Annotated in this window: 10 protein-coding genes; 9 read left to right on the top strand and 1 reads right to left on the bottom strand. The window is 74.2% G+C overall.

All coding sequences use genetic code 11. The features are described from left to right. Positions 1-126 precede the first annotated feature (126 nt). Entirely contained in the window at positions 127-1,350 is a 1,224-nt protein-coding gene (gene mltG, locus ACFC0B_RS33160; protein ID WP_376094413.1) for an endolytic transglycosylase MltG, read from the top strand. Between the two features lie 196 nt (positions 1,351-1,546). Here the strand turns inward: mltG (ACFC0B_RS33160) and ACFC0B_RS33155 are convergent, their stop codons facing one another. Then, positions 1,547-2,062 (bottom strand): hypothetical protein, encoded by a 516-nt coding sequence (locus tag ACFC0B_RS33155; protein WP_376094410.1) that lies wholly within the window; start codon positions 2,060-2,062, stop codon positions 1,547-1,549. A 12-nt stretch (positions 2,063-2,074) separates the two neighbouring features. On the opposite strand from ACFC0B_RS33155, the gene mltG (ACFC0B_RS33150) reads away from it, so the two are divergent. The 8 genes from mltG (ACFC0B_RS33150) to ACFC0B_RS33115 all read left to right on the top strand — a co-directional run bounded on the left by mltG (ACFC0B_RS33150) (position 2,075) and on the right by ACFC0B_RS33115 (position 9,669). Further along, positions 2,075-3,457, top strand: coding sequence for an endolytic transglycosylase MltG (gene mltG, locus ACFC0B_RS33150; protein ID WP_376094408.1), 1,383 nt, complete (start codon positions 2,075-2,077; stop codon positions 3,455-3,457). Between the two features lie 40 nt (positions 3,458-3,497). Then, positions 3,498-4,328, top strand: coding sequence for a shikimate dehydrogenase (locus tag ACFC0B_RS33145; protein WP_376094405.1), 831 nt, complete (start codon positions 3,498-3,500; stop codon positions 4,326-4,328). Between the two features lie 207 nt (positions 4,329-4,535). Then, positions 4,536-5,720 carry a chorismate synthase gene (gene aroC, locus ACFC0B_RS33140; RefSeq protein WP_376094402.1) on the top strand — a complete coding sequence of 395 codons (1,185 nt, stop codon included), beginning with the start codon at positions 4,536-4,538 and terminating at the stop codon, positions 5,718-5,720. Further along, positions 5,717-6,238: a shikimate kinase gene (locus ACFC0B_RS33135; RefSeq protein ID WP_376094399.1), complete on the top strand. Its 522-nt coding sequence runs from the start codon at positions 5,717-5,719 to the stop codon at positions 6,236-6,238. Before aroC ends, ACFC0B_RS33135 begins: the two co-directional genes overlap by 4 nt. Next, positions 6,231-7,319: a 3-dehydroquinate synthase gene (gene aroB, locus ACFC0B_RS33130; protein WP_376094397.1), complete on the top strand. Its 1,089-nt coding sequence runs from the start codon at positions 6,231-6,233 to the stop codon at positions 7,317-7,319. The genes ACFC0B_RS33135 and aroB overlap by 8 nt, the downstream gene beginning before the upstream one ends. A gap of 8 nt (positions 7,320-7,327) precedes the next feature. Beyond that, complete coding sequence (aroQ, locus tag ACFC0B_RS33125; protein ID WP_376094547.1) at positions 7,328-7,756, top strand: type II 3-dehydroquinate dehydratase; 429 nt, start codon at positions 7,328-7,330, stop codon at positions 7,754-7,756. Between the two features lie 124 nt (positions 7,757-7,880). Continuing rightward, on the top strand, positions 7,881-8,753 hold the full coding sequence (locus ACFC0B_RS33120) for an AAA family ATPase (protein WP_376094394.1): 873 nt from the start codon (positions 7,881-7,883) through the stop codon (positions 8,751-8,753). Between the two features lie 85 nt (positions 8,754-8,838). Continuing rightward, positions 8,839-9,669, top strand: coding sequence for an Fpg/Nei family DNA glycosylase (locus ACFC0B_RS33115; RefSeq protein WP_376094391.1), 831 nt, complete (start codon positions 8,839-8,841; stop codon positions 9,667-9,669). Positions 9,670-9,724: the final 55 nt, after the last annotated feature.

Genomic DNA, 9,724 nt, shown 5'->3' with positions numbered 1-9,724 from the left:
GGCGGGCGCCGCCCCCCCCCCCCCCGGCCCCCCCCCGGCGGGGGGGCCCGCCCCCCCCCCCCCCCCCCCCCACCCCTCTGCCGTTGCCGTCGCGCCGCTTGCCGCGCGGACCGCCGAGGGGACGCCGTGACCGACCTCGACCTCACACCCGGCCTGAGCCCCGGCCACCTCGGTGCGCCGGCGACCGAACCGGAGGGCCGCCCGCCGGGCGCGCCCGCGCCGCGCCCCGGCGCGCCGGATCCGCGCCGGCGGCGCACCGGGCTGGCCTGCCTGCTGACCGCGCTGTCGCTGATCGCCGTGTTCGGCGGGATCGGGCTGGCCGGCTTCAGCTGGATCCAGGGCCAGCGCAAGCCGCCGGCCGCCGCCGACTACGCGGGCGGCGGGTCCGGCTCGGTGCAGGTGTCGGTGCCGGAGGGCGCCGGCCTCAGCCAGATCGCCTCCGCGCTGGTGCGCAACGGCGTGGTGGCCAGTTCGCTCGCGTTCACCCGGGCCGCCAGGGGCAGCGCGGCGGCGGCCGGGCGGATCCAGCCCGGTACGTACACGCTGCGGCTGAAGATGTCGGCGGCCGCCGCGCTCGCCGTGCTGGTCGACCCCGCCAACGCCAACGGCCTGACCATCCCCGAGGGCTGGCGCGGCAGCCAGATCTACGCGGCGATCGACAAGAAGCTGGAGCTGCCGCCGGGCACCGCGGAGCAGACGGCCAAGGACCAGCTCGCCGAGCTGGGCCTGCCGGAGAACGTCGGCGGCAACCCGGAGGGCTACCTGTTCCCCGCGACGTACGCGGTGACCGACGACACCACCGCCGTCGACCTGCTGAAGCAGATGGTCGACCGGGCCGGCAAGGAGTTCGCCCGCGACGACGCGGAGGTGGTCGCGACCAACTTCGGGCAGAGCCTGTACGGGCTGGTGACGATCGCCAGCATGGTGCAGGCCGAGGCCGACAACGTCGAGGACATGGGCAAGGTCGCGCGGGTGATCTACAACCGGCTGGCCAAGAACATGCCGCTGCAGCTGGACTCCACCATCAACTACGCGATGGGGCGCTCCACGCTGAACACCAGCGTCACCGACACCCGGCTCGACTCCCCGTACAACACCTACAAGCACCCGGGGCTGCCGCCGACGCCGATCTCCAACCCGGGGCGCCAGGCGATCATGGCGGCGGTGGACCCGGCGCCGGGCGACTGGCTCTACTTCGTGACCGTGAAGCCGGGGGACACCCGGTTCACCGACAGCTTCGACGTGCAGCAGAAGAACGTCGCCGAGTTCAACGCCAACCGGGCCTCGGCGAGTGCCTCGACGTCGGCGAGCGCCTCGGCCTCCGCCCCGGCCTCGCCCGGGGCTCCGTGACCGGGTTCCCCCGGGGGCGGGCGGCGGCTCCGCCCGCCCCCCGGGCGAGCGGGCGGCGAACCGGCCGGCCACCCGACTGCGGTACGGTAGCGTCTCCGTCCAGGTGTTGCGCTAGCACGCCGGTTCGACAAGCAGCCGGGACGCCGTCCCGGGCGACCGGGCCGATCCTCCGGTCGTCTCCGTCGGTATAAGGGGATCAATGACCGATCTGGGTCGGGGCTACGGCCCCCAGGGCTCCGAGCCGTGGCATCCGGGCGACCCCGGGTACGGCGGTCAGCAGCCGGTCCCCGGCCAGCAGGACGGGCAGTGGCAGCAGCATCCCCAGCAGCAGTACGGCGGTCAGCAGGGCTACCCCCAGCAGCAGATGCCGCAGCAGGCCATGGACCAGCAGGGCGTGGGCGGTCAGCAGGGGTACCCGCAGCAGCAGGTGCCGCAGCAGGACGCGGGCGGTCAGCAGTACGGCGGTCAGCAGGGCTATCCCCAGCAGCAGGTGCCGCAACAGGGGTACCCCCAGCAGCAGATGGGCTACCCGCAGCAGGGCATGGGCCAGCAGCCGATGGGGGGCGGGCAGGGCCAGCAGCCGTTCGGCGGTCAGCAGCAGGGGTACCCGCAGCAGGGCCATCCCCAGCAGGGTGCGCCGCAGCAGGGCCATGCCCAGCAGGGTCATCCCCAGCAGGGCGTGCCGCCGCAGGGCCATGCCCAGCAGGGCCATCCCCAGCAGGGCGTGCCGCAGCAGGGCGCCCCGGTGCGGCAGGAGCGGCAGCCGGCCGCCGAGCGGCCCTCGGGCCCCGGGCCGGACGGCATCGACTGGGAGGCGGAGGCCGCCGCGCTGGAGGCCGGTGCCGACCCGGCCGCGCCCGCCGACGGCGCTGAGCACGCCGAGGCCGAGTGGGCCGGTGACGAGGGCGAGTACGCCGAGGACGAGTACCACGAGGACGGCGCGGAGGACGACGGGCGCGGCGGCTTCCTCGGCGAGGAGGACGACTCCCGCGAGGCGAAGAAGAAGCGCAAGGAGAAGGGCAAGAAGTCGGGCCGGCGCAACGGCGGCGCGTGCCTGGTGGTCGCCCTGGTCCTGCTCGGCGCCATGGGCGGCGCGGGCTGGTTCGGCTACGGCTTCTACAAGGACCACTTCGGTCCGGCGCCGGACTTCCCCGGCCCCGGCAGCGGCTCGGTCAACGTGGAGATCAAGCCGGGTGCGGCGGGCAGCCAGATGGGTGCGGCGCTGAAGCAGGCAGGCGTGGTCAAGAGCATCGACGCCTTCAACGCGGCCTGCGACAAGAACGTGAAGTGCTCCACCATCCAGCCGGGCGCCTACACCATGCCCAAGGAGATGTCGGCCGAGGGGGCCGTGCAGTTCCTGGTGGAGGCCAACGGCGGCGAGAAGCTGATCATCCAGGAGGGCCTGACCTCCACCGCCACCTACGTCAAGATCGACGACAAGCTGAAGCTGCCCAAGGGCACCACCGCGAACGTCGCCAAGGAGCAGATCAACAACCTCGGCCTGCCGCCGTACGCCAACGGCAACATCGAGGGCTTCCTCTGGCCGACCCGCTACTCGATCACCGAGGGCATGAAGCCCGAGGACCTGCTGAAGCAGATGGTCAAGAACGCGGTGGAGCGCTACGCGGGCCTGGACGCGGAGGCGCAGAAGATCGGCCTCAAGTCCGGCTACGAGGTGGTCATCGAGGCGAGCATCCTGCAGGCCGAGGGCAACAACAAGGACGACTTCGCCAAGATGGCCAAGACGATCCAGAACCGGCTGGCCGACAAGGGCAAGGTCAACGGCAGGCTGGGCATGGACACCACGCTGCAGTACGCGCTGGGGACCAAGAACCTGGAGAAGAAGGACATCAACGACGGCTCCAACAAGTACAACACCTACATCAACCCGGGCCTGCCGCCGACGCCGATCGCCAACCCGGGCGACGACGCCCTGAAGGCGACGCTCAACCCGGCGGACGGCAAGTGGCTGTACTTCATCGCGATGTCGCCGACCCAGACCCTGTTCGCCGAGACGGACACCGAGCACGCCAACAACGTCAAGGCGTACTGCACGGCGGCCGGCCAGAAGTTCGACCCGGTCGCCATCCACTGCACCACCAAGTGATCAGCGCCCCACCGGGGGCCGCACCGGGAGAGACACCAGCGTGACCAGCAAGCACCGGGCGGCCGTCCTCGGCTCGCCGATCGCCCACTCGCTGTCGCCCGCCCTGCACCGGGCCGCCTTCGCGGCGCTCGGGCTGGACGGCTGGCGCTACGACCGCTTCGAGGTCGACGAGGCCGGGCTGCCCGGCTTCCTCGCCGGACTGGACGAGGCCGAGTGGGCGGGCTGCTCGCTGACCATGCCGCTCAAGCGGGCGGTGATCCCGCTGCTCGACGAGGTGAGCGGGACCGCCCGGACGGTCGAGGCGGTGAACACCCTGGTCTTCACCGCCGACGGGCGCAGGACCGGGCACAACACCGACGTGCCCGGGCTGGTCAACGCGCTGCGCGAGCGGGGCATCACCGAGGTGCCGGCCGCCGCGGTGCTCGGCGCCGGGGCCACCGCCTCCTCGGCGCTGGCCGCGCTGGCCCGGCTCGGGGCCCGCGAGGTCACCGTCTACGTCCGCAGCCCCGAGCGGGCCCGGGAGATGGCGGAGCTCGGGGAGCGGCTGGGCGTGGCGGTGCGGACCGCCGACTGGGCGCGCGGCGCCGAGGCGCTGGCCCACCCGCTGACCGTGGCCACCACCCCGGCCGGGGCGACCGACGGCTTCGCCGGCGACCTCACCGCCGACCCGGGCGCGCTCTTCGACGTGCTCTACCACCCGTGGCCGACGAAGCTGGCCGGGGCCTGCGCCGAGCGCGGGGCGACCGTCCTGGGCGGACTCGACCTGCTGGTGCACCAGGCGGTGCTGCAGAACGAGCTCTTCACCGGGCGCGCCCCCGGGCCGCTCGCGGCGGTCCGCGCCGCCGGCGAGGCCGCGCTGGCGGGGGGCTGAGGGCACCCGGCAGCACCCCGGCAGCCCCCTCGGCGGCGCCTCGGGCAGGCCGCCGACCGGCCGCAGGCGTCCGCCGGTCGGCCGAATGCTGTCCGGTGATCGGACTCCGCGGCCGGTCGGGCGGTCCGGCATGAAAGGATTCGGGGAGAAGGCACGCCCGGGCGGGTGGCGGCAGCGCCGCGCCGGTCCGCTGATGAAGGAGCTCCGTTGGGTACGTTGCGCTGGCTGACGGCGGGGGAGTCGCACGGCCCCGCACTCGTCGCGACGCTGGAGGGCCTGCCCGCCGGTGTACCGATCACCACCGCCGTGGTGGCCGACGCGCTGGCGCGCCGCCGGCTCGGCTATGGTCGCGGCGCACGGATGAAGTTCGAGCAGGACGAGGTGACCTTCCTGGGCGGTGTCCGGCACGGCCTGAGCATGGGCAGCCCGGTCGCCGTCATGGTGGGCAACACCGAGTGGCCGAAGTGGGAGCAGGTCATGTCGGCCGACCCGGTCGACCCCGAGGTGCTCGCCGGTCTCGCCCGCAACGAGGCGCTGACCCGCCCGCGCCCCGGCCACGCCGACCTGGCCGGCATGCAGAAGTACTCGATCGAGGAGGCCCGCCCGATCCTGGAGCGCGCCAGCGCCCGGGAGACCGCGGCCCGCGTCGCGCTCGGCGCCGTCGCCCGCTCCTACCTCAAGGAGACCTGCGGCATCGAGATCGTCAGCCACGTGGTCGAGCTGGCCGCCGCCAAGGCCCCGGCCGGCGTGCTGCCGCTGCCCGCCGACGAGGCGAAGCTGGACGCCGACCCGGTGCGCTGCCTCGACGCCGACGCCTCGAAGGCGATGGTCGCCGAGATCGACCAGGCCCACAAGGACGGCGACACCCTCGGCGGCGTCGTCGAGGTGCTCGCCTACGGCGTGCCGGTCGGCCTCGGCTCGCACGTCCACTGGGACCGCCGGCTGGACGCCCGCCTCGCCGCCGCGCTGATGGGCATCCAGGCGATCAAGGGCGTCGAGGTCGGCGACGGCTTCGAGCTGGCCCGCGTCCCCGGGTCGCAGGCGCACGACGAGATCGTGCCGACCGCCGAAGGCGCCAGGCGCGTCTCCGGCCGCTCCGGCGGCACCGAGGGCGGCCTGTCCACCGGCGAGCTGCTGCGGGTGCGCGCCGCGATGAAGCCGATCGCGACCGTCCCGCGCGCGCTGCGCACCCTGGACGTGCGCACCGGCGAGCCGGCCAAGGCCCACCACCAGCGCTCGGACGTCTGCGCGGTGCCGGCGGCCGGCATCGTCGCCGAGGCGATGGTCGCGCTGGTGCTGGCCGACGCGGTCAACGAGAAGTTCGGTGGCGACCACGTGTCGGAGACCCGGCGCAACGTGCAGAACTACCTCGACCACCTGATCGTCCGATGAGTTCACCGGTCGTCGTGCTGGTCGGTCCGCCCGGCAGTGGCAAGTCCACCGTCGGGCGGGTCCTCGCCGAACGCCTCGGCGTCGGGTTCCGCGACACCGACGCGGACATCGAGGAGCAGGCCGGCAAGCCGATCCCGGACATCTTCGTCGACGAGGGCGAGCCGCACTTCCGCGCCCTGGAGGCGGCGGCCGTGCGCGGCGCCGCCGAGGGCCACGAGGGCGTGCTCGCCCTCGGCGGCGGCGCGGTGATGGCCGAGCCCACCCGTGAGCTGCTGCGCGGCCTGCCGGTGGTGTTCCTGGAGGTGCCGCCGGCCGACGCGGTCAAGCGGGTCGGCCTGGACGCCCCCCGGCCGCTGCTGGCGGTCAACCCGCGGGCCCGCTGGCGCGAGCTGATGGAGGCCCGCCGCCCCCTCTACCTGGAGGTGGCCACCGCCGTCGTCGACACCGCCGGCCGCACCCCCGAGCAGGTCGCGGACGCCGTACTGGAAGCACTGGAGCTGAGCACCCCCCATGACTGACACCGTCAGGATCCACATCGGCGGCAGCGCCGGCCACGACCCGTACGACGTGCTGATCGGGCACCAGCTGCTCGGCGAGCTGGCGCCGCTGATCGGGACCCGGGCCCGGCGGGTGGCGATCATCCACCCGGAGGCGCTGTCCGCCACCGCCGACGCGATCCGCGAGGACCTGCTCGGCGAGGGCTACGAGGTGATCGCCCTCCAGGTGCCCAACGCCGAGGACGCGAAGAGCGCCGAGGTGGCCGCGTACTGCTGGTCGGTGCTCGGCCAGACCGGGTTCACCCGCACCGACGTGGTCGTCGGCCTGGGCGGCGGGGCCACCACCGACCTGGCCGGCTTCGTCGCCGCCACCTGGCTGCGCGGGGTCCGCTGGATCTCCATGCCCACCACGCTGCTCGGCATGGTCGACGCGGCGGTCGGCGGCAAGACCGGCATCAACATCGCCGAGGGCAAGAACATGGTCGGCGCCTTCCATCCGCCGGTGGGCGTGCTGGCCGACCTCGCGACCCTGGAGACCGTGCCCCGGCACGACTACGTCTCCGGCCTCGCCGAGGTCATCAAGTGCGGCTTCATCGCCGACCCGGCCATCCTCGACCTCGTCGAGGCCGACCCGGAGGGCGCCAAGACCCCGGCCGGGCCGCACACCGTCGAGCTGATCCGGCGGGCCATCCAGGTCAAGGCCGACGCCGTCTCCGGGGACCTCAAGGAATCCGGGCAGCGCGAGATCCTCAACTACGGCCACACCCTCGGCCACGCCATCGAGCGCAACGAGCGCTACAAGTGGCGGCACGGCGCGGCCATCTCGATCGGCATGGTGTTCGCCGCCGAGCTCGGCCGGCTCGCCGGGCGGCTGGACGACGAGACCGCGGACCGGCACCGCACCGTGCTCGCCTCGGTCGGGCTGCCGCTCAGCTACCGCGCCGACGCCTGGCCCAAGCTGCTGGACGCGATGAAGATCGACAAGAAGTCGCGCGGCGACCTCCTCCGCTTCATCGTGCTGGACGGCCTCGGCAAGACCTCCGTGCTGGAGGGCCCCGACCCGTCCCTGCTGGTGGCCGCCTACGCGGAGGTGTCCTCGTGACCCGGGTGATGGTGCTGAACGGCCCCAACCTCGGCCGGCTCGGCAGCCGCGAGCCCGACGTCTACGGCTCCACCTCGTACGCCGGGCTGGTCGAGCGCTGCACCGCGCTCGGCAAGGAGCTGGGCCTCGACGTCGAGGTGCACGAGACCAACTCCGAGCAGACGATGGTCGAGTGGCTGCACGAGGCCGCCGACGGCCGGGTGCCGGTGGTGATCAACCCGGGCGCGTTCACCCACTACTCGTACGCGATGCGGGACGCCGCCGCGCAGCGCACCGCGCCGCTGATCGAGGTGCACATCTCCAACCCGTACGCCCGGGAGGCCTTCCGGCACACCTCGGTGATCTCCGCGGTGGCGTCCGGCACGATCGCCGGGTTCGGGATCGGCTCGTACGAGCTGGCGCTGCGGGCGCTGGCCGAGCAGCTCGCCACGGGCTGACCGGGCGGGCTGACGGAACGTCGGCGCCCGGGCGGCGCCGGGGCGGTGACCAGCGGCGGTGCGGCGGCGGACTGTGTCCACCGTCGCACCGGCGTGTAGTGTCCCCGCTGAAGGAAGTCGGGAGGTGACCGTGACGCAGTACACCGGGGGTGGACCCGTCCCCCCGCGTCCCGTCGCTCCGCCGGCCCCACCGGTCCCGGCGTACCCGGTGCCCGCGTCCGCGGCGTCGTCCGGGCCGCCGACCGTTCCGGTACCGGTCGTCCCGCCGGGGCCGCCCGTCGCTCCCGCGCCGGCTCCGGCGCCTGCGCCTGTGCCCGCACCGGCTCCGGTGTCCGCGCCCGTGCCCGCGCCGGTGCCCGCCGGCTCCACCGGCCACTTCCTGCTGCCGTCCGGCGCGCCCGTCCAACTGCCCGTCCGCCCGCCGCAGCAGCACGCGGCCACCGGCCCGATCGCGGTGCTGCTGATCGGCCCGGCCGGCGCCGGCAAGACCACCGTCGCCCGCTACTGGGCCGAGCGGCGCCCCACCCCGACCGCGCACATCAGCCTCGACGACGTCCGCGAGTGGGTGCAGTCCGGCTTCGCCAACCCGCAGTCCGGCTGGAACAACGCCTCCGAGGCGCAGTACCGGCTGGCCCGCCGGACCTGCGGCTTCGCCTGCCGCAACTACCTCGCCAACGGCATCTCCTGCATCATCGACGACGCCGTCTTCCCCGACCGCCCGGCCATCGGCCTCGGCGGCTGGAAGCGGCACATCGGCCCCGGCATGATCCCGGTGGTGCTGCTGCCCAGCCTGGACTCGGTGCTCGGCCGCAACGCCCGGCGCAGCGGCAACCGCCGGCTCGGCGACGAGGAGGTGGCCCGGATCCACGGCCGGATGGCCGGCTGGTACAACTCCGGGCTGCCGATCATCGACAACTCCCACCTCGACGTGGCCGCCACCGCCGCCGAACTCGACCGGGTGATCCTGGCCCGGCTGATGGGCGTCCCGGTGCGCTGAGCGGCATCGCCGGCCCGGCCGGACTGTCGGTGCCGGCTGCGATGATGGACGGGTCCTGAACGAATCACCGGGGGGAGCCGCGCCCGTGCCGGAAGGCCACATCATCCACCGCCTCGCCGCCGAGAACCGCCGCGCCTTCGGCGGTCGGCCGGTCCGCGCCGGCAGCCCGCAGGGCCGTTTCGCGGACGGCGCCAAGCTGATCGACGGGCGGGAGCTGGTCGCGGCCGAGGCCACCGGCAAGCACCTCTTCCTCGGCTTCGGCGAGGACGCCTGGGTGCACGTCCACCTCGGCCTGTACGGCGGCTTCACCTTCGGCGACACCGCCGACGGCCCGGTGCCCGAGCCGGTCGGCCTGGTCCGGCTGCGGCTGGAGAACGACGAGCACTACGCCGACCTGCGCGGCCCCAACACCTGCGCGCTGATCACCGACGCCGAGAAGGCCGCCGTCGCCGCCCGGCTCGGCCCCGACCCGCTGCGCGCCGACGCGGACCCGGACGCCGCCTGGCGGCGGATCACCGGCAGCCGGACGACGATCGCGGCCCTGCTGATGGACCAGAAGGTGCTGGCCGGCGTCGGCAACGTCTACCGCGCCGAGGTGCTGTTCCGGCACGGCATCGACCCCCAGCTGCCCGGCCGCTCGCTGCGCCGCGCCGAGTGGGACGCGATCTGGGCCGACCTGGTCGCCCTGATGCGCGAGGGCGTCGACGCCGGCCGCATCGACACCGTCCGCCCCGAGCACACCCCCGAGGCGATGAACCGCCCCCCGCGCGTCGACGACCACGGCGGCGAGGTCTACGTCTACCGCCGCGCCGGCCGGCCCTGCCTGATCTGCGCCACCGACGTCCGCACCGAGGAACACGCCTCCCGCAACCTCTTCTGGTGCCCCACCTGCCAACCGGCCCGCGCCACCGCCTGATCCGGGCTCCGATTCGGCCCTAGGGTGGGGTCCGGCACTCGACCGGGGGGCGGAG

The sequence above is a fragment of the Kitasatospora sp. NPDC056184 genome, assembly GCF_042268405.1.
Taxonomy (GTDB): domain Bacteria; phylum Actinomycetota; class Actinomycetes; order Streptomycetales; family Streptomycetaceae; genus Kitasatospora.
This window is presented reverse-complemented; position numbering and strand designations above follow the sequence as displayed.

Coding starts and splice junctions, on each gene's coding strand:
- aroQ (WP_376094547.1), top strand. CDS start 7,328: ATGGTGCTGAACGGCCCCAACCTCGGCCGGCTCGGCAGCCGCGAGCCC.
- aroB (WP_376094397.1), top strand. CDS start 6,231: ATGACTGACACCGTCAGGATCCACATCGGCGGCAGCGCCGGCCACGAC.
- ACFC0B_RS33155 (WP_376094410.1), bottom strand. CDS start 2,062: ATGGCCCTGCTGGGCATGGCCCTGCGGCGGCACGCCCTGCTGGGGATG.
- ACFC0B_RS33135 (WP_376094399.1), top strand. CDS start 5,717: ATGAGTTCACCGGTCGTCGTGCTGGTCGGTCCGCCCGGCAGTGGCAAG.